We start from the raw sequence: 25627 nt of genomic DNA on the forward strand, positions 1-25627 counted from the left end.
GCGACATCGTGAAGCCGACACTCGCCGCCGGCCTCGCGGGGCTCATCATCGGTACAGCGGTCGCGGTCCTGCTGGCAGGAACAAGCCGCGTCGAAGGATCGGAAGATCCGAACTGGGTGATTCTGTCTTGGGTGATCCCGATGTTCGCGTGTATCGGCATAGCCGCAGGAATCGCCATCCGCGGTATCACCCACCTGCTCGTGCGGCTGCTCTCCTCACGCCCTGGAATCGCTCTGTCCGCCAGCGGCGGCGCTGCGGCGGTCATCGCCGCAGCGCTCTGTCTCATCTGCCTGGGTAGCGCCGAGGACTTTCCGCTCGTTCCGACCACGACGAGCGTGGCAGTCATTGCGGCGATCACCTCAGCTTGGGCAGCTCGCGCCGAAATCAGATCACGGCGGAGCAGCGAATAGCTGACGCGTCCGAGAGGGTCAAAGCGACACCCGTCGGTCAGGCCTCGCCAGCCCGCCAGCCCGCTGGGCCGCGGGGCCTCGCCAGCCCGCTGGGCCGCGGGGTAGCATCCACGCCATGGGCAACACACAACGCATCCACGGGTGGATCCGGTTCGCGAGCGCGGGCGTACTCATCGGAGCATCGCTCTGGACGGTGTGGGTCACGGCGACGTATTGGGCTCCCTGTGTGGGCGCGAGCTGGACGGAGATGAATCCGGCGTGCTCTGCGGCCATGTCCTCTTTCGACCTCATGCCCCTCCTCACACTGTGGGCAGTCATGGCCGCGATCGTCGTCGCGCTCGTGGTCGCACGCGTCGTTCCTCGAGTGCCTCTCGGAGCGGTGGCGATCGTGACGGTCGCTCTCGCGTTCCCTCTCGCGGACTCCGGATTCTTCTGGATCCAATGGGGCAGCGCCGACGGCATCCCCGGACACGGGCTCTGGACAGCCTGCTGTCTTGCAGCTACCGGGCTCGTGCTCCTCTTCCCGGCTCGGCGCGAGAAGCAGAGCGCGCGCGACGAATCACCCGCACGCAGTGATGAATCGCGGGCACTGACGGAGATGTCATGACGCCATCCGACCTGACCACCAAATTACGCACGCGCTACGGCGAGTCCGTCGTGACGATCCGCGCGGATGCCCGCATCGTTCTGCTCACCGCCCCCACTGCTTCACGGACGCTCACTCTCGAGCTCGCCGACGACTCCGTGCGCATTCATGTCGCGCGGATCGTGCATGCCGAGCCCTTCGACGACCCCACTGACTTCCCCCAGCTCGTCGCCGTCATCGACGCGATCCGCGCCGGCGGAGCGCAAGAGCTCTACGGATCCACCAGCAGCGGGGTGACCGGCTTCATCGGGTACACGATCTCCGGCGATCACGTCGCGTACACCCGTCTCGACGACGACGCGGACATCGTCCACAGAGCAACGCTATGAACGGTGCCCCCGCACCAGCCCTGTGCTGCCCGTCTCAGCGCACGAGTCAGTTCAGAACCGGCGGGATCTCCGACCACACGATGCGCTCCTCGGTCGTCGGGGCGACCGGTATGCGCCCGGACCCGTCCGGCTCCGGGATCGCGGCGAGCAACGCACGCGTATAGGGATGCTGCGGGTCGGCCCACACACGGTCGGTCGCACCCGACTCCAGCACACGCCCCGCGAACATCACGAAGGTGCGGTCGGCGATGCGGCGCACCACGGCGAGGTCGTGTGAGATGAACAGCATCCCCGCTCCCGACTCCGCGACGAGGTCGCGCATGAGACCGGCGACGCTGGTCTGGGTGGAGGCATCCAGCGCCGAGATCGGCTCGTCTGCCACGAGCAGCGACGGTCGTGCCGCCAGCGCCCGGGCGATCGCGATGCGCTGCTTCTGACCGCCCGAGAACTGGTGCGGGAAACGCGAGACCACGTTCGTCGGCAGCCCCACACGCTCGAGCCACTCCTCCACGGTCGAACCGGCGGCTCCCCGTGCCCGTGCCGTGGCGATGCCGTCGGCGATCTGGTCGCCGATCCGACGCCGCGGGTTCAGCGAGGTCGACGGATCCTGGAACACCATCTGGATGCCGGTGAGCGCGGTCGCCCGGCGGCGGATGCCGAGCGGCGCGACGGGAGCATCGCGGAAGCGCACGGTTCCCGCGGCGGTCTTCTCGATGCCGACCACAGCGCGGGCGAGGCTCGACTTGCCACTGCCCGATTCGCCGACGAGCGCCACGGTCTCACCCGCGGCGACGCTGATCGACACCCCGTTCACGGCGACCACGGGAGGGCTGCCGGGGTAGCGCACCACGATGCCCTGCGCGTCGAGGACGGTGACCTCACTCATCTGCGGCCTGCCCTTCCGGCGCCTCGTCGATTCGCGAACCCGGAAGGGCTGCGAGCAGCGTGCGCGTGTACTCGTGCTGAGGATCGAGGAACAGCGTCGCGCGATCGGCGTGCTCGACGATGCGCCCGTCCTTCATGACGGCCACCTCGTCGGCGATCGCGCTCATCACGCCCAGGTCGTGCGTGACGAGCAGCACGGCCAGCTGACGGTCGGTCGCGAGGTCGCGCAGCAACGTCAGGATGCCGGCCTGCACCGTGACGTCGAGCGCCGTGGTCGGCTCATCGGCCAACAGCACTTCGGGATCGCAGGCGAGAGCACAGGCGATCGCGATGCGCTGACGCTGGCCCCCCGAGAACTGATGCGGGTAGCGCTTGAGCGCCTCGGTCGGATTCGGCACCTGCACGATCTCGAGCAGTTCGACGGCACGCGCACGGGCAGCCGCTCCCTTGAGTCCGAGATGCACGCGCATGTGGTCGGTGAGCTGACGGCCCACGGGCAGCTGCGGATGCAGGGATGCGGACGGATCCTGGAAGATCATCGCGATGCGCTTCCCGCGGATGCGGTTGAGCGAGCGGCGACCGAGCCCGACCAGCTCGTCACCGTCGAGGCGGATCGATCCCCCGGTCTTCGCCTGGCGCGGCAGGAGTCCGAGCACCGCGAGAGAGGTCAGCGTCTTGCCGGATCCGGACTCGCCGGCGAGGCCATGGATGCGGCCGGCCTGGAGCTCGAGCGAGACGCCCTTCACGAGCGGTCGCCCGATGTCGACCGTGAGGTCGCGGATGCTCAACGCCACGTCGCGCGGCGCCGCGGCATCCTGAACCGTCGTGCTCTGCGCGCTCATGCGGCGACTCCCGTCGCGGACGCCTTGTGGTCGGCCTGCTTCTCGTGGGCGATCTCGGCCGTGGGGTCGAGCACGTCGCGCATCGCGTCTCCGAGGAAGTTGAACGCGAGCACCACCGTGAGGATCGCGAGACCCGGGAACACTCCGAGCCACCAGGCGTCGAAGTTCTGCATCGCCCCGGAGATCATCGATCCCCATTCGGCCGTCGGCGGCTGCGCACCGAGACCGAGGAACGAGAGTCCGGAGAGGAGAAGGATGGCGGCACCGATGTCGAGCGTCGCGAGCACCAGCACGGGGCCGGCGATGTTCGGGAGGATGTCGACGAACAGGGTGCGCAGCGGCGAGTGGCCGAGCAGGCGTCCGGCGATCACGTAGTTCTGCCCTCGCAGTCCGAGCACGATGCTGCGGGTGACGCGGGAGTACTGCGGCCACGACACCACGATCGCGGCGATCACGGCGTTGAACAGCGACGGTCCGAGCGAGGCGGCGACCACCATCGCGAGGATGACGGTCGGGAACGCCATGAACAGGTCGGTGATGCGCATCAGCGTCTCGTCGACCCAGCCGCCGAAGTAGCCGGCGAGCGCGCCGATGACCGTGCCGATGATCATGGCGGCGATCACGAGCATGAGGGCGAGCGGCAGGCTCACGGTCGCCCCGGTCATCAGGCGCGAGAAGATGTCGCGGCCGTTGCCGTCCGTACCGAGCAGCGTGTCGATGCCGGGCTCCTGCAACCGCGGGAGCACCTGGGCGTTGGGGCCGAACGGCACCCACCACTGCGCCGTGAAGGCGACGATGATCCAGGCGCCGGCGATGACGGTGCCGATGATGCCCAGCGGGGTACGCCAGGCGCGGGGCCACCGGAAGCGGAAGCGTCCGGCCGGGGTGGCTGCGGCGATGCGGCTCATGCGATCCTCACTCTCGGGTCGAGGACGCCGTACAGCAGATCGACGACGAAGTTGATGAGGAGATAGATGAGCCCGACCACGAGACCGACACCCATGATGCCGGGCAGGTCGAGGTTCGCGGCGGAGTTGTAGGCGTAGGTGCCCAGGCCCGGCCACGCGAAGACCGACTCGACGAGCACGGTTCCCGAGAGCAGGGCGCCGAAGGCCACACCGACGACGGTGAGGATCGGCAGCGAGGCGCCACGCAGCACGTAGTCGAGGATCACGCGCATCGCGGGAAGGCCCTTGGCCCGGGCGGCGCGCACGTAGTCGCTACCGAGCACTTCGAGCACCGACGTGCGGATGAAACGGGTGAGCAGGCCGATCGTCACGAGCGAGAGCACCATCACGGGAAGGGCGAGGTGGGCGAGGGCATCGAAGTAGCCGACCGCGTCGCCGTTCAGCAGGTAGTCGACCGTGTAGAGGCCGGTCACGCGCGGCGGCGGAGTGATCGACGGCGAGATGCGACCGGATCCGGGGGCGATGCGCAGTTCGAGGAAGAAGACGTAGAAGCTGACGAGCGCCAGCCAGAAGGTGGGGACGCTCAGTCCGACCAGAGTCACGACGCGGATCACCTGGTCGGTGACCAGTCCGCGCCGGTAGGCGGCGAGCGTGCCGAGCACGATGCTCACGACGAGGCTGAGGATGATCGCGCCGATGGCGATCTCGATCGTCGCGGGTACCGCGGTGGCGAGGTCGCTGGTGACCGGGCGTCCGGTCACCAGCGACGTGCCGAGGTCCCCGCGCAGCAGGTTCCCCATATAGATGAAGTACTGGATGAACAGTGGCTGGTCGAGTCCGTGCTCCCGGATGAACGCCTCACGCGTCGCCGGGTTCTGGGACGCTCCTTCACCGAGCGCGGCCGAGACCGGGTCTCCCGGCACCAGGTTGGTGAGCAGGAACGTGACGATCGTCACGCCCACCAACAGGAGCAGGGAGGTCCCGATCCGCCGCAGCAGGTATCCGACCAGAGGCGAACGGCGCCTCTGCGCCTGCCTCTGCACCGCCACTGTCGTCATGGAGTACCGCTCAGCCGGCCGGGGTGATCTCGGCGATGTCCATCTCCCAGACGGAGTTGTACACGGCGCCGGTCACGCTGTCCGCAGCCGCGATGTTGCGGCCCGGGACGATCAGCGGAACGAACGGCCCCTCGGCCTGCATGGCCTCGGCGAACTCGGTGAACGCGCTGGTGCGGGTGTCGGCATCCGTCGCGCTGGCGGCGCCTGCGGCGATACCGGCGATCTCGGGGTTCGCCTCGGCAGCCCAGCCGGCACGCAGGCCGACCTTCAGACCGGGAGCGAAGGGCAGGAAGTTCGCGGAGTCCGCGTAGTCCGGGCCCCAGAACCACAGGCCGAAGCCCTCGGTGCCGTTGACGTAGGCGTCGAGCTCGGTGGCGAACGGCGCGGGTGCGAGTTCGACCGTGATGCCGGCATCCTCGAGCTGTGCCTGGATGCGCTCGGCGAGGGGGGTGAACTCCACGCCGCCGACCGGGTAGTCGTTCGGGAACTGCAGCTTCAGGGTCTGGCCCGTGTAACCGGCCTCCTCGAGCGCGGCCTTGGCCTTGTCGAGGTCCTGCGTCACGCCGCCGTCGAGGGCGCCTTCGAATCCGGGCGGGATGACGCCCGTCGCCTGCACGGAACCGGCACCGGCCAGCTCGAGCAGTGCGTCGTAGTCGAGCGAGTAGCGGATCGCCTCGGCGATCTTCACGTTCGCCAGGTCACCGGCCACAGCCTCGGACTGGTTCAGCAGCAGGAAGATCGTCTGGCCGGAGGGCACCGAGTCGACATTGATGCTGTCGCCGAGGCCCGCGACCTGGTCGCCGTTCAGGTCCATCGCGACCATGGAGTCGTCGCCCTTGAGGTTGGCGAGCTGCGTGGCGCTCTCTGAGACGTTGCGCACGACGACGCGCTTGTATGCCGACTCCTCGTCGCCGTTGTACTCGTCGTTGCGGGTCAGCACGACCTGCGAGCTGAGGTCGAGCGTGTCGAGCACGAACGGGCCGGATCCGGCGGATGCTCCGTCGAGGAACTTCTGCGCGGTGTCGCTGCCGTCGGTGGTGCCGCCGTTCTCGATCACGACGTCGGAGTTGACGATGCCGAGCGCCGGGTTCGCGAGGATCGCGGGCAGCTGCAGCAGCGGGGTCTCGGACGTGAACTGGATCGTCTTGTCGTCGACCTCGGTGATGGTGAGGCCGCCGAGCAGGAAGTTCGGCTTGGCGTCTTCCATGCCCTGGATGCGCTGGAGCGTGAAGACGACGTCCTTCGCCTCGATCGGCGAACCGTCGGAGAAGACGCGGTCACCCTCGAGCGTGAAGGTGAACTCGGTCGCCTCGTCGTTCTGCTCCCACGACGCGAGACCCGGGATCGGCGTCGAGACGTCGGAACCCTTGAAGTCGACCAGCGTCTCGTAGAGCGCCTTGGCGATCATGTTGCCGGTGGGGTCGTAGGTGTGACCGGGATCCGTGGTCTCGATCGAGAACGCGGTGTCGATGACCAGCGAGTCAGAACCGGAGGACTGGTCGCCGTTGTTGGCCGAGTTCCCTCCCGAGCAACCTGCGAGCGCGAGGAGCGCGACGGCTCCGAGCGCAATGACCGACGTGCTTCGGCGTGACGACATGAGGGCCTCCAAAGGCGAGGAGTACATTCGGGTGTAGTCGATCCAGATGTGGACGACCGGTGATCAGATTCGCATCATATGCGACGATGTGTCCAGCAAGGATGCAGATCACGATCATGGTCTGTCCAGAACCTCGGATGTGGAGAGCAATATGTCCAGCAAGGATGCCGAACCGTCGAAGCATTCTGGACGGAATGCCACTCCTCTGGACGAGACCGCGTACAGAATCCTCGATGTGCTGCGTGATAACGGTCGCGTCTCGATCGCCGCTCTCGCCGACAAGGTGGGGATCTCCCGCGCCAATGCGTACACGCGCGTCGAATCACTCGTGCACGACGGCGTCATCACGGGGTTCAGCGCCCGGGTCGATCAGGCCAAGGCGGGGCTCTCGATCGGGGCGCTCGTGTTCGTCACCGTGCTGCCGCAGGCATGGGCGTCTTTCCGTGAACGGGTCATGGAGATGCCCGACGTCGAGTGGTGTGCGATCACCACCGGCGAGCACGACGCCATGCTGCTGATCCGCGCGGTCGACGTGAGCGGCGTGCACGAATTCTCGACCGGCGTCATCGCTCAGCTGCCCGAGGTGCGCACCGTCGTGAGCGTCGTCGTGCTCGACGAGGTGATCCGCCGCCCGTACCTGCTGCCCGCCGACCTTCCCGAGCGTGCGAGCACGAGCGCGCTGCTGGGCATGACGCGCTGGACGCCGGCCTCCCCCGGCCGCGACACTCTTCCGCCCCGCTGATCTGCGCCGGCGCTGCGCGGCGCTCGTCGGTAGCCTCATGAGGTGACGACCACGACTGCCGCCTATTCGGCGCGCGCTGCGGAATACGCCGAGCTGCTCGGCTCGATGTCGGCCGTGCATCCGTCCGACCGGCAGATCGTCGACACCTGGGCCGCAGGGATCGACGGGCCGGTGCTGGACGCCGGCTGCGGCCCCGGGCAGTGGACGGATCATCTGGTCGAGCGCGGGCTCGACGCTCGCGGGATCGACCTCGTCCCGTTGTTCATCGAGCGCGCCCGATCGATGTATCCCGGCATCCGCTTCGATCTCGGGAGCATCGACGACATCGACGAGCACGACGGATCACTCGCCGGCGTGCTCTCCTGGTTCTCGACGATCCATCACGCACCGGAGGCCATCTCCACGCCGATCGCGGAGTTCGCGCGCGTGCTTCGACCCGGCGGGCGGCTCGTCCTCGGGTTCTTCAGCGGAGCCATCGTCGAACCGTTCGACCATGCGGTGGCGCGCGCCTACCGGTGGCCCGTCGCGCACCTGCGGGAGTTGCTCGATGCCGCCGGCTTCGACGTGGTGGAGACGCACGTCCGCGAAGCCCGCGGCGAGCGCACGGTCGGCACGATCATCGGCGAACGACGGATGCCGCACGGGGACGGGAGCACGCGATGACCGAAGACCTCTTTCCCGCGCCGGCGGGACCTGTGCCGGCGGCGGCGTCCGCCACGCTGTCCTGGCCGAGTCCTGAACTCCCTCCCCCGACCCGATTCGTGGAGGGGTTCGAACGGTTCGCGTCGTTCCTGCAGCAGAACGGCACGGATCCCACTGATCTCGTAGGCGACGTGTCGGCGCTGTGGTCGTTCCTGGCCGCTCACCCCGAGGTACTGTCGACGCCGGAGCTGGCCGAGTCGGCGTCGCGATTCGTGGGGAACGTGATCGCCGTGGTGCATCCCACCGCGACGTGGAGCATGGCCGGCGAACTTCAGGTGGGCACCGCGACACGGTCGATCCCGGTGGCAGGGTTGGTGCGCATCATGGTGGAGCAGCCCGAGCATCGAGAGCCGTTCGTGGAGATGCTCTCCACGTGGGATCAGGCCGATCGGGACGATCAGGAGATGAACGACCTCGCGCACCTCGAATCCCACCCGACTCTGAGCGTGCCCACGGCGGCATTCGAACGACCGCCCTTCCCTGATCGGGAGTACCGCGACAGCGACGGCCAGATCATCCCCTACGGGAACCGGTGGGTGGATGGCCCACCCCCGGAGGAGGCGTACTCGCGGCTCTCCCACCCGGAACGGTTCGCCCCGCTGTTGTGTGACCTCGACGCCGTGGTCGCGTACCTGGCCGCACACTACGTGGTCGACGTCGATCGGCAGACCGTGGGCCCGGAGACGCGGGTGGCATTGCGACCCTCCACCGGCGCCCCGGTGACGATCACGGCCACCGTGGAGTCCGCGCGGATTACGGCCGGCGCCCTGTTCCACACCGATGCGCCACAGTGTTCGTGCGATGCATGCGACGAGTCCGCCGAGACGGTGGCCGATCAGCTGGAAGCGGACCTCCTGGCCATCGCGGCCGGCGGGTTGCGGGAGAGGTTCCCGGTCGGAAGCCGTCGATGGCACTTCACGCAGCTGTGCTCCCTCGACGGCGGCTACCGCACGACCAGTAGCGAACCCGACCCCGCACGCACTCCGCAGCAACTCGAGCACGCCGCGCAGGCGCTCCGGAATCTCGCCGACGGCTGGTGGCCGGCGTGGACCCTTCGCACGACGCCTTCCTGACGCACATCCGGTGCGCCTGCGCCTGAGGGCGAGCGCGGCTCAGGCGGCGATCTCCTCGCACACGCTGAGCTGGGGAAGGCCGTGCATCTCGTAGTGCTCGACGAGGCGGATGCCGCCGTCGTCGGTCAGTTCGAGCTCGCTCTCACCGTCGCCGGTCACGACCGAGCCGTCGGCGACGAGCACGTGCACGAACGAGACCCAGATCGTGTCACCCGTGCGGGTGCCGACGAACTTGCCGAACGTGACCGTGTCACCCTCGTATCCGCCCCAGATCGCTCCGTCGCGTTCGAAGTACTCGAAGATGCTGGGTGCGGCGGGGTCGACCGCCGAGGTCGTGGACGACACCATCCGGAATCGGCGGCCGTCGAGGGAAGGGAGCGTTGCAGTGGCAGTCACCCCTCGATTATGGGGGATGCCGTCAGCCCTCGATCGCCGCGCGGTCGCGCCACTCCGCCGCGAGCAGACCGTGGATCAGCATCGTCGTCCACTCCTGCTTGAACCATTCGCTCTCGACGAGACGGGCCTCGCGGCGGAAGCCGATCCGCTCCACGACGCGGATCGAAGCGGTGTTGCGCTCGTCGATCCGGGCGGCGATCCGGTGCAATCCGAGCCCGTCGAAGCCGATCGCAAGAAGCGCCTCGACGGCCTCCGTGGCGAAGCCGCGCCCCGAGAACCGGGGGTCGAAGATGTATCCGACTTCGCCCGAGCGGTCGGTCTCGCTGCGCCAGAACAGCACGACGTCGCCGATCAGTGTGCCACTCTCCTGCTCCTCGACGGCAAGGCAGATCGCATCCCCCTCGGCCGCGAAGCGCGAGTTCGCCCAGGTCGTCGCGATGCGCCGCTCCACGTCGGCCAGATCGAGCGGGTCGTACGGCACGTAGCGCACGACGTCCGGATCGGATTTGTAGGCGTGCATCGCCACCGCATCGGCGGGCGTGATCGGACGCAGCAGCAGACGCTCGGTGCGGATCGGATACTCCGGGGCATACGAGAACCCCACCCCTGATGAGGCGGTCATTCCAGGTCCAGCGACAACAGCCCCGGCCGCTGTGCGGTCTCGGCGTGCAGCGCGTCGAGGAACACCGAGTACTCGGGGGTCATCTCGATGCGCGACGAGCCCAGCATGTGCGTGATGCTGCGGCCTGCGGCGCGGTCGAGCTTCAGGCGCTTCGTGGCGTAGGCGGGCGGTGTGACCCAGATGCGCGTCAGCTGGTCGTACGGGTGATCGACGTCACCGATGCGCAAACCGTAGTGGCTGATCGACAGGTGCTCGGGGGCGGAACGCGCGACCCGGCGACGCTGTGCCGCGCCGATCGCGAACCCGATCGCGACGACGGCCGACATCGGCGCGAGCAGGATGAGCGCCGACAGCTCCCCGTCGAGGAATCCGGGCGTGAAGGCCAGCGCGACGACGGCGAGCGTCACCACGGAGGCGATGACGGCCACGATCGTGAGTTTCGCGGCGAAGCCCCGTTCGCGCGAGGCATCGACACGGAACGAGGTGGGCAGCGCTGCGCGGGCACGCGCGGCCTCGACCGGGTCGACGTGCGCCGGGGTGATCGGGTTGAGTGCCGCGATCAGCTCGTTGAACGTCGCCCGGGAGTATCCGGGAAGTTCGATCGTGATCTCCCGCCCGGCACTGTGCACCACCAGGGCGCGAGTCGTGCCGCTGCGCAGGCCGTTCGTCCGATGCTCGGTGATCTTGGATCGGAATGCGGTCGTGGCGCGCGAATAGGTCTCGCGATTGCCCGGGCGCCCGATCTCGACCGCATCGGCGCCGACGACGACGCGGATGTTGCGGAACCAGAACGCCCCCGACCAGACGGCGGCGGTCAGCGCGACCGCGGCCACCGCGACGATCAGCCCGCGGGTCTGACGGTCCATCAGGAACGGGAGGAACTGCGGGATGATGAACAGCGCCGCGGCCGACAACACCACGGACAGCACGAGCGACCCGATGGTCGCCCTCAGCAGATTCCGGCGGAAGACCCGCTCGCCCGTCACCATCGGAGCCTGATTCACCACGCGAGATCCCCTCAGAACATCACACCATCGACGTTGGGATCATAGGGCACGGCGCCCCCGATGCGCGGGCACGCTCGGCCGTGAAGGGCTCACGGCAGCTGTACCGATGTCCCGCTCTGAGTCGATTCCAATCCGAGGGCCAGCGCGCCCGTCATCACGATCACTGTGAACGACACAACGAGGAGCGCGATCGCGATCATCAACATCGTGGCCTCGAGCCGAGGGGGACGTCGCATCAGCCGGAAGGAGGCGAAGCCGACCAGCGCGATATGCACGACCGCCACCCAAGGAGTGAATATCGCGAGGACCGCCGCGCACGCGAAGACCGCGAGGACCCACCAGTTCGTTCTCACCGGTTGTGTAGCCGCGAAGTCGTCCTGCAAATCGGCCGCGCCGGCCGCAGCCGGGGCTGCGACTCCACTCAGAGACAACACCAGTGCAGGTACGGCAAGTCTTAGAGCGTTGCGAAGACGGTGTGGCACTGCGGTTCCTCCGATACGGAACGGGGCATCCTCAGCCTGGCTCGTATTCTTGGATACGTCTTCCCCTTGAATGGGGGATATTCGTCCTCAGATATGACGACGGCGCGCGGGCACGCTCGGCGGCTCCCCCGCGCATCCCGCACCCCGGTACCGTGGATCGCATGGAGTGGATCGCGAACCCGAGCATCGCCGCGTGGCTGCGGGAGCAGCTCGACGAGGGGTACTCGAGCATGCACGGAGTCGTCCCGCGCGGGTATCCCGCCTACGCCCGGGTCTTCCATCCGGCAGATGTCCGGTCGCTGCCCGATCGCCCGGTTCCCACGTATGCCGAGTGGGAGAAGCTGCCCAGCGAGGAGACCGCCCGACTCGTCGAGCAGTTCGTCGACGCACCGACCACGTGGGCCGACACCGCCGCCGCGTTCGGCACGGTCCTGCATCCGCTCGCGCAGTGGCAACGGATCGTCCGTACCCCCGCAGACGAGGATTGGCGTTCCCGGGTGTCTCCCGACGGGCGTGAGTTCACCGCCCCCATGGAGGGCGAGCTCAGCCCCGCGCATCTCGCGGCGATCGCGGAACACCTCGTCGTGCACACGCGCGCGCCGGATGCCGGCTTCGCCGCCCTGTGGGAGGGGCGCGGCGGACTCGTGGGCTTCTTCGGCGAGACGCCGTCGCGTGCATTCCTGACCTTCACCGACGACCCGAACCACCAGGCCATGCTCAATCGCAGCACGCATGACCCGTTCAACAACGTGTTCCGCAAGCCCACCTGGCAGGAGGGCATCCTCTCGCGTGAGATCTCGGAGGGCGCACGCCTCCAGCTGCCGGGGCGCGATCATGTGCTGTTCTCCGCAGCGCCGCGCGCGTTCGCCGATCCGCAATGGGTGCTGGATGCGCCCTGGCGCGATCGCATCGGTGAGGAGCACGGGTTCGCGCCGTCGGCGCAGCATCCGAACATCCTCTGGCCCGAGGACCGGGCGTGGGTGATGGTGAGCGAGATCGACTTCGACTCGACGATCGTCGCGGGCTCGGCCGACCTCGTCCGGGCGATCTGCGACGACCCTCGGCTCGAGGCGATGCCGATCGCCGAAGGCGCCGACCTCACCTGGGATGCCGACGAGCTGAACCGATGACGACGCCGCCGACCTTCGACTCACGCCCCCTGACCGACCCCGTCGATCCGGCCGCAGTGCGGGCGTTCACGGCGGAGTTGCGCTCCCGCGGCACACGCACGGCCTCCGCCGGCACGGTGATGGGGATCATCATCGCTGTGGTCGTCGCGCTCATCCTCATCCCGACGAGCCTGTCGCTGATCTTCAGCCTGGCCGCGATGTCGGACGCACCGGGAGCGGAGGCGATTCCGCTGATCCTGATCGCCCTGGTGCTCACCGCCACCGGGTTGCTCATCTGGATGGGCGTTCGCAACGGCCGCGAGCGCCGGTACCGGCTCAGCCGCTTCGCGCAGGTGAACGGCATGAGCTACGAGGCCAGGCTCCCGGATCCTCCGCTGCCGGGCATGATCTTCAGCCTCGGACGATCGCGCCTCGCGACCGATCTCGTGCGCGGGTCACGGCCTCGGTTCGTCGAGTTCGGCAACTACCAGTACACGGTGCAGTCGGGGAAGAACTCGACGACATACCGCTGGGGCTACGTGGCCGTGAAGCTCGACGTGCCCCTGCCGAACATCGTGCTCGACGCGAAGGGCAACAACGGGTTCGGGTCGAATCTGCCCGCATCGTTCCAGAAGGAGCAGCGTCTGTCGCTCGAGGGCGACTTCGACCAGCACTTCACCCTGTACTGCCCGGCGGGCTACGAACGCGACGCCCTCTATCTGTTCACGCCCGACATCATGGCGCGTTTCATCGACAACGCGGCCCAGCTCGACGTCGAGATCGTCGACGACTGGCTGTTCCTCTACACGCAACGCAAGGTGTCCACCCTCGATCCTGCGACCTGGGCCTGGCTCTTCGGCGCCGTCGGCGCGCTGCTCACGAAGTTCGACCAGTGGGCACGCTGGCGCGACGAGCGTCTGGAGTCGGATGCCGCGACGGGCGCCGTAGCCTTGCTCCCGTTCGCTCCCCCGGTCGGCCTGCTCACCCCGCCACCGGGGGTCGCGTCGCAGGGCCGACGCCTGAAGCGTCGGGGCCGATGGCTGCCGATCGTCATGATCGTGCTGTTCGGCATCGCCCTGGCCTGGATGCGCACGCGCTGAGACCGACACGGCCGACCGCGCCGATTGTGGGGGTGGGTGCTTTTCTGGGGATCAGCGACCCACCCCATCCCCCCTCGGGATCAGAGGTGGATGTGACTCCCCCTCCGCATGGCGGCTGAGCCGCCGCGCCCGCGGTCAGCTGGGGACTGACGCTACTCGGCGCATACCGGAATGGTATACCGGATGGGGTTGCAAGCCGTTGCGCCTATTCAGCTGCATGATCCCGTTCCGGTCGCGGAGGTAGGCGATCGAGCCGGCGTAGGAGCATCCCGCCCGGATCGGCCTACGCAGGCGGATGCGCCTACCTACGGTTCACGTCGAGGCGACGCGAGCTCGAACGACGCGAGCTCCGCGTCGGCCCGACGGAGTCCTGATCGCCGTCCCCTAGTGCTGGGGAACGTCGCCGGAACTCGCTGCATCCGACTCATGACCGACCGAGACTGAGTTCCTTGGGTTGACAACCATTCGGGCGCGACCGTCGCGCTCCGAGTCCCATCTAGAGAGAGACGTGCCTCACACAGAGAGAGCGTCTATTGGATAAGGAGTTCGAAATGATCAAGTCTCGCGTCCTGAGTTCGAAGCCGAACCGCGTCTTCGCCGGCCGTCAGTAGAAGCAGAGCTACGGCCCCACGAAGTAGTCACGCAAGACGAGGGGACGGACGCATTCGTGTCCGTCCCCTCCCATGCACATAGCCAAAAGGAGGCAGGGATGAAAGAAGAGCTGTACGGCGCCTACCGAGCGATCTGCGATGAGCTCGGTGTGGCGGCCGTGGCGAGGTCCCGGTTCAGAGTCGCTGCAGACTCGGCGCCCACTGACGCAAAGGTAAGGCGGCTAGGAGCGAGAGTTCACACTTGGGCGCTTGTCCGCCAAGATCAACGCGACGGATGCGATCGCTGCGTGGCCTCGATCGCCGACTTCATCGACCACTTCTACCGCGGCGATGAGAACTCCGTCTTCTCTGACTTCAGCGCCTCGATCCTGATCATCAGCCTCCACCGCATCCACGATCTATCAATCGCCCTTACGAACGCCTACGGTGCTCAGAACTGGTCATGTGTCGTCGCGGCGTCGGACTGCTCCAAGTGCGCAGGATCGCGCCAGTCCGTTACCCCGCCCGCGTTGCGGACAATCTCGCGAAAAGCCAACGAAGTGGAGTCACCAATTGCGGACACGGGCGGGCAACGCTCAGTCAGCGCCGAGGCCTTCGTTCGCCGAAATCGCTGGGCGTTCGGCTTTGCTTCGGTGGTGGGCAACCCTGTCCCTGTTCCAGAAGCGACGTCCGTGTCGCTCGTCAATGCCCCGATCCGCACAAGCGCCGATGTCCAGCACTGCGAGATCGCGGGCGGCAAGGGGTTCAGCCCGGAACAGGCGCTCGCCAGTTGCTTGGGGGAGGCATTCGAGCGCTACGCCCTGGCGACCGCGGATCGACGTCAGGTCGTGGTGGGCACGTCAAGTGCGATCGATGGAGCGATCAACACGGGGGCCGTCTTTGGCTTCCCGGTGGTTGATCAGCATCCTTCGATTGTGCCGTTGACAAACGACACCGTCCTTGAGTGGATGGATGCCATAGATCTCCACACCACTCAAGCAGTTCAGATTCCCGCGAACCTTGCACTGTGCCCGTACTTGAGTGACCCCTACTCAACGATCGTCGCCGGAAGCACGAACGGCGCAGCTTCCGGAGCTACGGCTGAGGATGCTCGAACGCAGGCGCTTCGCGAGATCGTGGAGCGCGATGCCTTCTGGTACTACGCAAGGACCGGCGCTACACCGGTCCACATCAAGCTCTCGACGCTGCCGCCGGACATGACAGAAGCGATGCGTTGCTATACCGGAACCTTCACGGTCACATTGCTCCCGAATCCACCTATGGTTCAGCGGGCAAGCCATCCAGGCGATGCCGAACCTCTTCACCGCCGGGGAAAGCACGCAAAGCCTCGAACGTGCGCGAGAACTCTTCGTGGAGACCCAGTCAGTGGACGACCTCATCGATTCCGCAGCTCGGCAGGGGCTGGCTGCATATGAGTTCCCGCTGGTCAACGAACCCGGGTTCGCCGTATCCAAGGTTCTGATGAGCGGCGCAAGCGTGAGCGATGCGACCTACTTCGAAGCCTGCCACCGATTCACGGAGTTTGCCGCGTTTCTGAGCCACCCCGAGCCGCGCATTCAGTACCGCGGTTCACTGTTCATGTAGAGAGTGGATCGACCTTGAAACGTGCATACGCGTTCATAATGCTGAGTGCCGCCGGTGTGGCCTGCTTCGCATCCGTCGACGTGATCTACTTTCAGGCAGTCGGCTACTCGTTGGCATTCGTTGGAGTCATGACTGCCGTTTTCAATATCGCAGTGACGGCTGCTGAGCTTCCGTTCGCAATCCTGTTCGATAGGTACTCGAACAAGTTGGCGTTGCAGCTCGGGAATCTCCTCCGAATAGTCGCATTCGTGTTGTTCTTCTTGAACCTGAACGAGCCGACCCTCCTGCTGGCACAGGTGACCGCAGGCGTTGCCGTTGCCGCAATGAGCGGAACCTCAAACGCGCTGGTCGTAAACGAGATTCAGGCAATAGACGCCAATAGGATCGCCGCAGCATTTGGTCGAATATCGTATCTCGCCGCCTCAGCAGGGATCTTGGGTGGTGCAATCGGGATCTCGTTCTTCGCCGTGTGGCCTCAGGGAATCTGGGTTGCTGCCATCGCGTTCTTCGTCGCCGCTGGAGTTGCGATCGCCACATTCCGGGACACGAAGGCCGATATCGTGAAGATCCCGCTCCGCTCGTTCCTTGGTCAGGCGCTGGGAACTGCACGAACACCGCATGCGTGGCTCCTCGTCGTTACCAACGCGGCCGCTGTGGCACCATTCTTGCTTTGGCAGATCAAGTTCGATCAGGTGTCTCTGGTCTTCCTTGCGTTCGGCTACATCGGTTTGAACGCGGCGAACATCTTCGGCCCACTGATACTCCGAGTTCTCAAGGTTCGAGTGACGCATGTGGCTGCAGTCGCGGCGCTCAATGTGGTGGCGGCGATCATATTTGCGATTGCTGACGGCGCGGTGTTCATCTGGGTGGCCTTCATTCTCCATGTTGCGCTCCATGGCGCCCTGCAAGTCCTCGTGTCAGGGTTGTTCCATGAGGGCATCCCGAACAGCATCCGAGCAACAGCGGGCTCGATAGTCTCCATGGCCGACTCGCTGATCGTCGCAATGGTGGCTCCCGTGGTCGCGATCGTAGGCCAGAATTTCGGAATCGGATGGGGAGTTACGGCCTCGGCAATGCTCTACCTGGCTGTGCTCGTCGGGGGCCTGCACCGCGGGGTCAGGGTGGAAGCCGAAGAAGTGGGAGAGGGAGTCTGAGATGGAATCTTCGAACCAGTGGAGACCGCTGGTGGCGATTCTGGCGAACCCGGAGACGCGACGCATTGCAGCCGAGTTGATGCTCGGCGCCACCCTCGAGTCCGCCACAGCGGGGCTCTCACCGTCGAAGCGCGTACGAGTGACGGAAGCACTCGTCCACGGCGGGCTCGTGAACGCCGCAACGCAGTCGTTCGAGCCCGACGTCTTTCGATCGGTTCTCGACGCGGTGGCCGTTCCCCGGCAGCAGGGAATCGAGCGGTTCCTCGACGGGACGCGCATCCGCCAGTACCCCGCGAATCTCGAAGAACGCGGGGAGCTTCTCGCCCTGGTGGCGCGCAGCGTGATCAGCGCCGACGACGTCCTCACCGAGCGGGAACTGAACGAACGGCTCCTGCCCTACTCCGAGGATGTCGCGGTCTTGCGCAGATACCTCGTGGATTACCAACTCGTCGAACGACGCTCAGACGGAAGCGAGTATGCGCTCACCGGAAGCGGGCCGATCGCCGCCGCCGAGTGAGCGGACGCGGCGCTCTCGTCTCGCGTTACCCAGAGTGACGAGACCGGGCCCACCCCGTTCTGCATGCCCGAGAATGGAAGGTGATGTCTGAACGCGAAGCACACACCCTCTGGCAGGCCGATCGCCGCGCCGCCGTCACCTCGGCGACGGGCAACCTCGCCCTGACCGAGACCCGCTGGACCGGTGAGCGCCCCGATCTGGACGCCGAGCGTCATGCCGCGGCGGCCTCGGTGCAGGTGACGCCGATCGAGCGCAAGAACATCGAGACCGGCGGTTCCGAGCACGGTCTGCGCGTGTGGGACGCGGATGCTCCGGCGATCCGTTCCTTCGAACGCATCGACACCTACGACTACGACCCCGCCTGGGTGCTCGAGGGTCGCTTCACCCCGGTCGCCGGAAACCGCACCGTGCCGTTCGAGCACATCCGCGACAACGGCGGCACGCGCGAGCTCGTCGTTCCCGGCGACATCCACCTCGAGCTCGACGGCCGCGAGTACACGCTCGCCGCGTTCGACGACGGCGGCACACTGCTGCTCGTGTTCGGCGATGAGACGAACGGCTCCGAGACCTACGGGTCGGGACGATTCCTTTTCGTCGAACTGCGTGACGACGAGGGCACGGTCGTGCTCGACTTCAACCGCGCGTTCGTGCCGCCGTGCGGCTTCTCCGCGCAGTACAACTGCCCGCTCCCGCCGGCATCCAACCGCTTCCCCCTGCCGATCCGAGCAGGCGAGAAGAACGTCGTGTTCCGCGACGGCTTCGACATCTACGCGGCCTGACGCCGCACACTCTCACCCTGGAGTACCCATGAGAAGAACACGCCTTCTGGGCGCCATCGGCGCTGTCTCGACCCTCGCCCTCGTGGCCGGTTGCGCGTCGGGCGCCGCCGATGCCACCGCGCACGCGAAGACGCCACGATCTTCATCGGGTCGCTCTACGAGCCGACCAACCTCAGCAACACGCAGGGCGGCGGACAGGGCGTGACCGAGGCGCTCACCGGCAACGTCTACGAGGGCCTCTACCGCCTGACCGACGACGGCGCGGTCGAGCCGCTGCTCGCCGAAGACGCTCAGGTGTCGCGACGACGGCCTCACCTACACGATCACCCTCCGCGACGACGTCACCTTCCACTCCGGCGACCCGCTCACCTCCGCCGACGTGAAGTCGAGCGTCGAGGCCGTCACCGCGGAGGACTCCGTGTCGGCGCGCAAGTCGAGCTTCGGCGTGATCTCCGACATCGCGACGCCCGACGACACCACGGTCGTCTTCACCCTCTCGCAGCGGTCGATCTCGTTCCTGTACAACCTCAGCTACGTCTGGATCGTCAACGACGAGGCCGGCGACATCACATCCTCGGAAGACGGCACCGGCCCGTACACGCTTGACGAGTGGAAGAAGGGCTCGACCCTCACGCTCGACCGCTGGGACGACTACTGGGGTGAGCCCGCCAAGAACGGTGAGGTCGTCTACACGTACTTCACCGACGCGACCGCCGAGAACAACGCCCTGCTGACGGGCGAGATCGACGTCATCACGAGCGTGCAGAGCCCCGACTCGCTCGCCCAGTTCGACACCGACGACTACGTCGTGAGCGAGGGCACCTCCACGACGAAGGAGCTGCTCGCGTTCAACGACCGCGTCGCCCCGTTCGACAACACCCTCGTGCGCAAGGCCGTGTACTCGGCGATCGACACGAAGAAGCTGCTCGAGTCGATCTGGGGCGATTACGGCACGCTCATCGGATCGATGGTCCCCCCGACCGACCCCTGGTACGAAGACCTCACGAAGGTGAACCCCTACGACGTCGATCTGGCGAAGGATCTGCTCGCGCAGGCCGGCTACGCCGACGGCTTCACGTTCACGCTCGACACCCCGAGCTACGACCCGCATCCCGCCGTGGCGGAGTTCCTGCAGTCGCAGCTGGCCGAGGTCGGCATCACCGTCGAGATCAACACGATCAGCGCCGACGAGTGGTACACGAAGGTGTTCAAGGAGCAGGACTTCGAGGCCACCCTCCAGGAGCACGTGAACGATCGCGACGTGGTCTGGTACGGCAACCCCGACTTCTACTGGGGCTACAACGACGCCGACGTGCAGAAGTGGGTCTCGGAGGCCGAGCAGGCTCCCACGACCGACGAACAGACGGCGCTTCTGAAGCAGGTCAACGAGAAGATCGCGGAGGATGCCGCGAGCGTATGGTTGTACCTGTACCCGCAGATCGTGGTCGCCTCGAGCGACCTCAGCGGGTACCCGGTCAACGGCCTGAACTCCCAGTTCTTCGCCTACGACATCGTCAAGTCCTGACGCGCGAGGGGGATGCCGCGCGTCGGCATCCCCCTCGTCATCCTGAACCTCATGCTCGCCTACCTGCTGCGTCGTCTCGCGTTCCTCGCGGTGTCGCTCGTCGTCGCCATGATCGCGATCTTCGTGCTGCTGCGCCTGCTGCCCGGCGACCCCGCGAACGCCCTGCTGTCGGTCAACGCGACGCCCGAGCAGATCGCCGCCGCCCGCGCACAGGTCGGCTCCGATCAGCCGCTCCTGCAGCAGTTCACGACCTGGGTCGCGCAGCTGCTGCGCCTCGACCTCGGTGAGTCGTTCCTCAGCTCCCGCCCGGTCGGCCCCGATATCGCCGACCGTCTCGCCGTGACCCTCCCGCTCACGCTGATCGCCTTCGGGGTCGCCCTCCTCGTCTCGCTCATCATCGGCATCACCGCCGCGGTCAAGGCGGACCGCTGGTACGGCATCGCGTTGTCGGGCTTCGCGCAGCTCGGCGTCGCCGTGCCGGTGTTCTGGGTGGGCGTCGTGCTCGTCTGGATCTTCGCCCTCGCCCTCGGCCTGCTGCCCTCCGGCGGGTTCCCCCGCGACGACTGGGAGGATCCGGCCGATGCCCTGCGCTCCCTCGCCCTCCCTGTGATCACGATCGTGATCGTCATGAGCGCGTCGCTCAGCCGCTACGTGCGGTCCGCGACGCTCGACGTGATCGGCAGCGACTACCTGCGCACCGCCCGCGCCGGCGGATCGAGCACGCCGGAGGCACTGCTGCGTCACGGGCTGCGCAACGGTGCAGTGCCGGTCGTCGCGATCCTCGGCATCGAGCTGTCGACGACCCTGCTGGGCGCGGTCGTGGTCGAGAGCGTCTTCACCCTTCCGGGACTCGGCAGCCTGCTGCTCTCCGCCATCGAACAGCATGACTTCCAGGTCATCCAGGGCGTGCTCGTGGTGAGCACGCTGTTCGTGCTGCTCGTCGGTTTCGCGGCCGACATCGTGCAGCGACTGATCGATCCGCGCCTGCGCACGAGCGTCTCGGGGAACCGATGAGCCGCGTCGCCGAGCAGTTGATCACCGGTCCGGTGCGCGTGCGCCGCCGGCCGAAGGCGACCCTGCTCATCGGGCTCGTGCTCACCGGACTCATCGTGCTCACCGCCCTCGTCTCGCTCGTGTGGCTGCCGTATCCGCTGTCCGACACGAGCGGCAGCCGACTCGAAGGACCGAGCGCCCTGCATCTGCTCGGCACCGATCGCCTCGGACGCGACCTGTTGTCGCAGCTCATGTCCGGTGCGCGGATCGCCCTCGTCGTCGGGCTCGTCTCCGTGGCGATCGCCGCGGTCATCGGAATCATCATCGGGCTCCTCGCCGCCTTCGCTCGCCCCTGGGTCGACGACACGCTATCGGCCGGGCTCGACGTCGTGATCGCCTTCCCGGTGCTGCTTCTCGCGATGCTGGTCGTCGCCGTGCAGGGGGCATCGCTGTGGTCGGCGGTGCTCGCGATCGGCCTCGCCATGTCGGCGGTCGTCGCCCGCCTGACGCGCATCCTGGCACGCCGGGTGCTGCAGGAGCAGTTCGTGACCGCCGCACGCACGAGCGGCACCTCGGTGCTCGGCATCGTGGGCCAGCACGTGCTGCCCAACATCGCACCCACCCTGGCCGTGAGCCTGGCGTTGCAGTTCGGCGCCGCCGTGCTGGCCGAGGCGAGCCTGTCGTATCTCGGACTCGGCGCACCGCCGCCCAACGCGTCGTGGGGTCGCATGCTGCAGGAGGCGCAGGGAACCGTGCTCACCGCACCCGTCGGCGCGATCGCCCCCGGCATCGCGATCATCGCCCTCGTGCTGGGCGTGAACTTCCTCGCCGATGGCCTGCGCGATCTTGCCGACCCGACCCGCCGGAGGAGCCGATGAGCATTCTCGAGGTGGCGGGTCTCACTGTGCGCTCCGCGTCGGGCGCCCTCGTGCGCGACGTCTCGTTCACACTCGCGCCCGGAGAGCGGCTGGGGGTGATCGGCGAATCCGGTTCGGGAAAGTCGCTCACATCCCTCGCGGTCACCGGCCTGCTGCCCGAAGCGCTCACGGCATCCGGATCGGTACTGCTCGACGGACACCAGGTCGTCGGAGCGAAGGATGCCGATCTTCGCCCGTTGCGCGGACCGATCGCCCAGATCGTGTTCCAGGAGCCGTTGACCGCGCTCGATCCGCTGATGCGCGTCGGCCGGCAGATCGCCGAGCCGCTGCGTCGAAACCTCGGCCTTCGCGGCGCGGCGTTGCGCTCGGAAGTGGGGGCGGCGCTCGACGAGGTCGCGCTGTCGGAGCCCCGCATCGCCCGCGCCTATCCGCACGAGCTCTCCGGCGGGCAACGCCAGCGCGTCGCGATCGCGATCGCCCTCGCGGCACAGCCGAAGCTGCTCATCGCGGATGAGCCGACGACCGCGCTCGACGTGACCGTGCAGAACGGGGTGCTGACTCTTCTGGAGCGGCTGGTCGCCGAACGCGGCATGGCCCTGCTGTTCATCAGCCATGACCTCGCGGTCGTGTCGCGCATGGTCGAGCGCATCGTCGTGCTGCGCGACGGTCTCGTGGTCGAAGAGGGTCCGGTCGCCCGGGTGCTGCAGAACCCTGCCGAGCCCTACACGCGGATGCTGGTCGACAGCGCCCGCGCGCTCGACGCGTACCTCGATGCCGGGGAGGCTGAGCGATGACCCTGCTCGAGGTGCGCGGCGCCGGCTTCTCCTACGGCTCGCGGTCGGTGCTCGACGACGTGTCGCTGAACGTGGATGAGGGCGAGTCGCTCGGCCTGGTCGGGGAATCCGGGGCGGGCAAGTCGACCATCCTGCGCCTCCTGCTCGGGCTCGCAGCCCCGCGCGACGGCCAGGTGCTGTTCGACGGGGAGCCGCTCGCACTGCGCGATCGTGCGCAGATGCGGCGCTTCCGCGCGAGTGTGCAGCCGGTGTTCCAAGACCCGTATTCTTCGCTCGACCCGCGTCAGCGCATCGACCGCATCATCGGGGAACCCCTGCGCTCGCTGAGGTTGGCGTCGGGCGCCGATGCCCAGGGACGGATCGCCGAAGCGCTCGAATCGGTCGGGCTTCCCGCCGATGTCGCGCGCCGGTACCCGCACGAGTTCTCGGGTGGACAGCGTCAGCGCATCGCGATCGCCCGGGCCGTGGTGTCGCGGCCGCGGGTACTGCTCGCCGATGAGCCGGTCAGTGCGCTCGACGTCACCACACGCGTGCAGGTGCTCGAGCTGCTCGACCGACTGCGCCGCGAGAACGGCCTGTCGCTGATCATGGTGTCGCACGATCTCACGGCGATCGCCTCGGCCTGCGAGCGCACGGTGGTGCTGCAGAGCGGCCGCGTGGTGGAGCAGGGCGCCACGGCATCCGTCCTGCACGCCCCGCAGCATCCGTACACGCGGGCCCTGGTCGACGCCGTTCCCCGGCTCCCCCGCTGACTCCCCCCTCGACGATCGCTACCCAGCCGAGCCCAGCCCGAAGTACTCCAGCTCGGCCTCGTTCAGCATGCGGGAGCGGATCAGGAACCGCATGCCGGTCGGTCCCTCGACGCTGAACCCCGCGCCGCGACCGGGCACGACGTCGACGGTGAGGTGCGTGTACTTCCAGTACTCGAACTGCGACTTCGACATGAACATCTCGACCGGAGCATCCAGTCCGACGTCGAGCCCGCCCAGCAGCACGTCGCCCGGCCCGGTGATGAACATGCCCACCGGGTAGCACATGGGCGACGAGCCGTCACAGCATCCCCCCGACTGATGGAACATCAGCGGGCCGTGCTGCACGGTCAGATCCCGCACGAGGGATGCCGCGGCATCCGTCACGTCGACCCGTTGATAGGTTCCGATGCTCACCATGATTCCGCCTTCCTCCGAGGTCCACCGATGAATCCGGGCGGATGCCGCAGCATCCGCCCGGAGGTCGAACTCAGAAGAAGCCCATGGGCCCTTCCGCGTACGAGACGAGCAGATTCTTCGTCTGCTGGTAGTGGTCGAGCATCATCTTGTGGTTCTCCCGGCCCACGCCCGACTGCTTGTATCCGCCGAACGCGGCGTGCGCCGGGTACTGGTGGTAGGTGTTCGTCCACACACGACCCGCCTCGATCGCCCGGCCGGCGCGGTAGGCGGTATCGCCGCTACGGCTCCAGACACCGGCGCCGAGACCGTAGAGCGTGTCGTTGGCGATCGAGATCGCGTCGTCGAAGTCGTCGAACGACGTGACCGAGAGCACGGGCCCGAAGATCTCCTCCTGGAAGATGCGCATGTCGTTCGTGCCCTCGAAAACGGTCGGGGCCACGTAGAAGCCCTCGCTGAGGTCACCGCCGAGGTCGACGCGCTCACCGCCCGTGAGCAGTCGGGCGCCACCCTGCTTTCCGATGTCGATGTAGCTGAGGATCTTCTCCAGCTGATCGTTCGACGCCTGTGCGCCGATCATCGTCGCGGGGTCCAGCGGGTTGCCCTGCACGACCTTGCCGACCCGCGCGAGACCGTCGGCGAGGAAGCCGTCGTAGATCGACTTCGCGATGAGCGCGCGCGACGGGCAGGTGCAGACCTCGCCCTGGTTGAGCGCGAACATCGTGAATCCCTCGAGAGCCTTGTCGTAGAAGGGATCGGCGGTGTCGCGGGCGACGTCCTCGAAGAACACGTTCGGGCTCTTGCCTCCGAGCTCGAGCGTGACGGGGATCAGGTTCTGCGAGGCGTACTGCATGATCAGGCGACCGGTCGTGGTCTCACCCGTGAAGGCGACCTTGCGGATGCGCTTGTGCTGCGCCAGCGGCGCACCGGCCTCGATGCCGAACCCGTTGACGATGTTCACGACACCGGCGGGCAGCAGGTCGCCGATGATCTCGAACAGGAACAGCAGAGATGCCGGAGTCTGCTCGGCCGGCTTGATGACGACGCAGTTGCCTGCGGCGAGCGCCGGGGCGAGCTTCCACACGGCCATGAGGATCGGGAAGTTCCACGGGATGATCTGGCCGACCACCCCGAGCGGCTCGTGGAAGTGGTACGCCACCGTGTTCTCGTCGAGCTGGCTGATGCCGCCCTCCTGCGCCCGCAGGACGCCGGCGAAGTAGCGGAAGTGGTCGATCGCGAGCGGGATGTCGGCGGCGAGCGTCTCACGCACCGGTTTGCCGTTCTCCCAGGTCTCGGCGACCGCGATCTCCTCGAGGTGCTGCTCGATCCGGTCGGCGATCTTGTTCAGGACCACCGAGCGTTCCGCCGGGCTCGTCTTGCCCCAGCCCGCGAAGGCCTGCCAGGCGACATCGACCGCGCGGTCGATGTCTTCGCTCGTGCCGCGGCCGACCTCGGTGAAGGGCTTGCCGTTGACCGGGCTGACGTTCTCGAAGTACTGGCCCTTGACGGGGTCGACGAACTCGCCGCCGATGTAGTGACCGTAGCGGGCGCGGTAGTTCGCGGCGGCTCCCGGCTGACCCGGGGCCGTGTAGGCGGTGGACACGTCTTCTTCGACGATGGTCATCGTTGCTCCTTCGACGGGCCGCGCGTCGGTGCAGCGGCGTGTCCTCCGAAGGTAGGTCGCCGAGGGTTGCACCCCGGTGCGCAACGTTGCGAGA

Annotated in this window: 27 protein-coding genes and 1 pseudogene; 17 read left to right on the forward strand and 11 right to left on the reverse strand. The window is 67.2% G+C overall.

Features of this window, described 5'->3' with window-relative positions; genetic code table 11:
• Positions 1–8: 8 nt before the first annotated feature.
• The 3 genes from P0Y60_01285 (at position 9) to P0Y60_01295 (ending at position 1385) form a co-directional block, all read left to right on the forward strand.
• Entirely contained in the window at positions 9–410 is a 402-nt protein-coding gene (locus P0Y60_01285) for a hypothetical protein (protein ID WEK61424.1), read from the forward strand.
• Positions 411–525: 115 nt separating this feature from the next.
• A complete protein-coding gene (locus P0Y60_01290) occupies positions 526–1017 on the forward strand; it encodes a hypothetical protein (GenBank protein ID WEK61425.1) in 492 nt (163 codons plus the stop codon).
• Positions 1014–1385: a hypothetical protein gene (locus P0Y60_01295; GenBank protein WEK61426.1), complete on the forward strand. Its 372-nt coding sequence runs from the start codon at positions 1014–1016 to the stop codon at positions 1383–1385. Before P0Y60_01290 ends, P0Y60_01295 begins: the two co-directional genes overlap by 4 nt.
• A gap of 46 nt (positions 1386–1431) precedes the next feature.
• Here P0Y60_01295 and P0Y60_01300 read toward each other — a convergent pair whose 3' ends face one another.
• From P0Y60_01300 to P0Y60_01320, 5 genes are read right to left on the reverse strand one after another with little or no spacing between them, the layout of a single operon-like run.
• Positions 1432–2271, reverse strand: a complete 840-nt coding sequence (locus tag P0Y60_01300; GenBank protein ID WEK61427.1) for an ATP-binding cassette domain-containing protein — start codon at positions 2269–2271, stop codon at positions 1432–1434.
• Positions 2264–3112 (reverse strand): ABC transporter ATP-binding protein, encoded by an 849-nt coding sequence (locus P0Y60_01305; protein WEK61428.1) that lies wholly within the window; start codon positions 3110–3112, stop codon positions 2264–2266. Before P0Y60_01305 ends, P0Y60_01300 begins: the two co-directional genes overlap by 8 nt.
• Positions 3109–4020 carry an ABC transporter permease gene (locus tag P0Y60_01310; GenBank protein ID WEK61429.1) on the reverse strand — a complete coding sequence of 304 codons (912 nt, stop codon included), beginning with the start codon at positions 4018–4020 and terminating at the stop codon, positions 3109–3111. The genes P0Y60_01305 and P0Y60_01310 overlap by 4 nt, the downstream gene beginning before the upstream one ends.
• Positions 4017–5078, reverse strand: a complete 1062-nt coding sequence (locus tag P0Y60_01315) for an ABC transporter permease (protein WEK61430.1) — start codon at positions 5076–5078, stop codon at positions 4017–4019. The genes P0Y60_01310 and P0Y60_01315 overlap by 4 nt, the downstream gene beginning before the upstream one ends.
• Positions 5079–5088: 10 nt before the next feature.
• Positions 5089–6675, reverse strand: a complete 1587-nt coding sequence (locus P0Y60_01320; protein ID WEK61431.1) for an ABC transporter substrate-binding protein — start codon at positions 6673–6675, stop codon at positions 5089–5091.
• Positions 6676–6826: 151 nt separating this feature from the next.
• Here P0Y60_01320 and P0Y60_01325 point away from each other — a divergent pair, with 151 nt between their 5' ends.
• The 3 genes from P0Y60_01325 to P0Y60_01335 are packed head-to-tail and all read left to right on the forward strand — an operon-like array spanning position 6827 to position 9192.
• Positions 6827–7417, forward strand: coding sequence for an Lrp/AsnC family transcriptional regulator (locus P0Y60_01325; protein WEK61432.1), 591 nt, complete (start codon positions 6827–6829; stop codon positions 7415–7417).
• Between the two features lie 42 nt (positions 7418–7459).
• Positions 7460–8080: a class I SAM-dependent methyltransferase gene (locus P0Y60_01330; GenBank protein WEK61433.1), complete on the forward strand. Its 621-nt coding sequence runs from the start codon at positions 7460–7462 to the stop codon at positions 8078–8080.
• Positions 8077–9192, forward strand: coding sequence for a DUF6226 family protein (locus tag P0Y60_01335; protein ID WEK61434.1), 1116 nt, complete (start codon positions 8077–8079; stop codon positions 9190–9192). The genes P0Y60_01330 and P0Y60_01335 overlap by 4 nt, the downstream gene beginning before the upstream one ends.
• 39 nt (positions 9193–9231) lie before the next feature.
• Here the strand turns inward: P0Y60_01335 and P0Y60_01340 are convergent, their stop codons facing one another.
• The 4 genes from P0Y60_01340 to P0Y60_01355 all read right to left on the reverse strand — a co-directional run bounded on the left by P0Y60_01340 (position 9232) and on the right by P0Y60_01355 (position 11699).
• Positions 9232–9588: a hypothetical protein gene (locus tag P0Y60_01340; protein WEK61435.1), complete on the reverse strand. Its 357-nt coding sequence runs from the start codon at positions 9586–9588 to the stop codon at positions 9232–9234.
• A gap of 22 nt (positions 9589–9610) precedes the next feature.
• Positions 9611–10210, reverse strand: coding sequence for a GNAT family N-acetyltransferase (locus P0Y60_01345; GenBank protein WEK61436.1), 600 nt, complete (start codon positions 10208–10210; stop codon positions 9611–9613).
• On the reverse strand, positions 10207–11217 hold the full coding sequence (locus P0Y60_01350) for a hypothetical protein (protein ID WEK61437.1): 1011 nt from the start codon (positions 11215–11217) through the stop codon (positions 10207–10209). Before P0Y60_01350 ends, P0Y60_01345 begins: the two co-directional genes overlap by 4 nt.
• An 89-nt stretch (positions 11218–11306) precedes the next feature.
• Positions 11307–11699 carry a hypothetical protein gene (locus tag P0Y60_01355; protein ID WEK61438.1) on the reverse strand — a complete coding sequence of 131 codons (393 nt, stop codon included), beginning with the start codon at positions 11697–11699 and terminating at the stop codon, positions 11307–11309.
• A 161-nt stretch (positions 11700–11860) separates the two neighbouring features.
• Here P0Y60_01355 and P0Y60_01360 point away from each other — a divergent pair, with 161 nt between their 5' ends.
• The 11 genes and pseudogenes from P0Y60_01360 (at position 11861) to P0Y60_01410 (ending at position 23495) form a co-directional block, all read left to right on the forward strand.
• On the forward strand, positions 11861–12829 hold the full coding sequence (locus P0Y60_01360) for a hypothetical protein (GenBank protein ID WEK61439.1): 969 nt from the start codon (positions 11861–11863) through the stop codon (positions 12827–12829).
• Positions 12826–13908: a hypothetical protein gene (locus P0Y60_01365; protein WEK61440.1), complete on the forward strand. Its 1083-nt coding sequence runs from the start codon at positions 12826–12828 to the stop codon at positions 13906–13908. The genes P0Y60_01360 and P0Y60_01365 overlap by 4 nt, the downstream gene beginning before the upstream one ends.
• 898 nt (positions 13909–14806) lie before the next feature.
• Entirely contained in the window at positions 14807–15934 is a 1128-nt protein-coding gene (locus P0Y60_01370) for a YcaO-like family protein (GenBank protein WEK61441.1), read from the forward strand.
• A gap of 183 nt (positions 15935–16117) precedes the next feature.
• The gene (locus tag P0Y60_01375; protein ID WEK61442.1) at positions 16118–17257 is read left to right on the forward strand and encodes a hypothetical protein; all 1140 of its coding nucleotides are present in this window, start codon (positions 16118–16120) and stop codon (positions 17255–17257) included.
• 1 nt (position 17258) lies between these two features.
• Positions 17259–17774, forward strand: coding sequence for a DUF2087 domain-containing protein (locus P0Y60_01380; GenBank protein ID WEK61443.1), 516 nt, complete (start codon positions 17259–17261; stop codon positions 17772–17774).
• 83 nt (positions 17775–17857) lie between these two features.
• Positions 17858–18553: a DUF1684 domain-containing protein gene (locus P0Y60_01385; protein ID WEK61444.1), complete on the forward strand. Its 696-nt coding sequence runs from the start codon at positions 17858–17860 to the stop codon at positions 18551–18553.
• A 313-nt stretch (positions 18554–18866) separates the two neighbouring features.
• Positions 18867–20078: pseudogene (locus tag P0Y60_01390) on the forward strand (ABC transporter substrate-binding protein).
• Positions 20079–20129: 51 nt separating this feature from the next.
• The gene (locus tag P0Y60_01395) at positions 20130–21092 is read left to right on the forward strand and encodes an ABC transporter permease (protein ID WEK62838.1); all 963 of its coding nucleotides are present in this window, start codon (positions 20130–20132) and stop codon (positions 21090–21092) included.
• Positions 21089–21949: an ABC transporter permease gene (locus P0Y60_01400; GenBank protein ID WEK61445.1), complete on the forward strand. Its 861-nt coding sequence runs from the start codon at positions 21089–21091 to the stop codon at positions 21947–21949. The genes P0Y60_01395 and P0Y60_01400 overlap by 4 nt, the downstream gene beginning before the upstream one ends.
• Positions 21946–22743, forward strand: a complete 798-nt coding sequence (locus P0Y60_01405) for an ABC transporter ATP-binding protein (GenBank protein ID WEK61446.1) — start codon at positions 21946–21948, stop codon at positions 22741–22743. Before P0Y60_01400 ends, P0Y60_01405 begins: the two co-directional genes overlap by 4 nt.
• Positions 22740–23495 (forward strand): ATP-binding cassette domain-containing protein, encoded by a 756-nt coding sequence (locus tag P0Y60_01410; GenBank protein WEK61447.1) that lies wholly within the window; start codon positions 22740–22742, stop codon positions 23493–23495. Before P0Y60_01405 ends, P0Y60_01410 begins: the two co-directional genes overlap by 4 nt.
• Before the next feature lie 18 nt (positions 23496–23513).
• On the opposite strand, the gene P0Y60_01415 is transcribed toward P0Y60_01410, so the two are convergent.
• Both P0Y60_01415 and P0Y60_01420 read right to left on the reverse strand, forming a co-directional pair.
• Positions 23514–23912 carry a DUF779 domain-containing protein gene (locus P0Y60_01415; GenBank protein ID WEK61448.1) on the reverse strand — a complete coding sequence of 133 codons (399 nt, stop codon included), beginning with the start codon at positions 23910–23912 and terminating at the stop codon, positions 23514–23516.
• A 70-nt stretch (positions 23913–23982) separates the two neighbouring features.
• The gene (locus tag P0Y60_01420) at positions 23983–25533 is read right to left on the reverse strand and encodes an aldehyde dehydrogenase (protein ID WEK61449.1); all 1551 of its coding nucleotides are present in this window, start codon (positions 25531–25533) and stop codon (positions 23983–23985) included.
• Between the last annotated feature and the right edge of the window lie 94 nt (positions 25534–25627).

This window comes from Candidatus Microbacterium colombiense (genome assembly GCA_029203165.1).
Lineage (GTDB): Bacteria > Actinomycetota > Actinomycetes > Actinomycetales > Microbacteriaceae > Microbacterium > Microbacterium colombiense.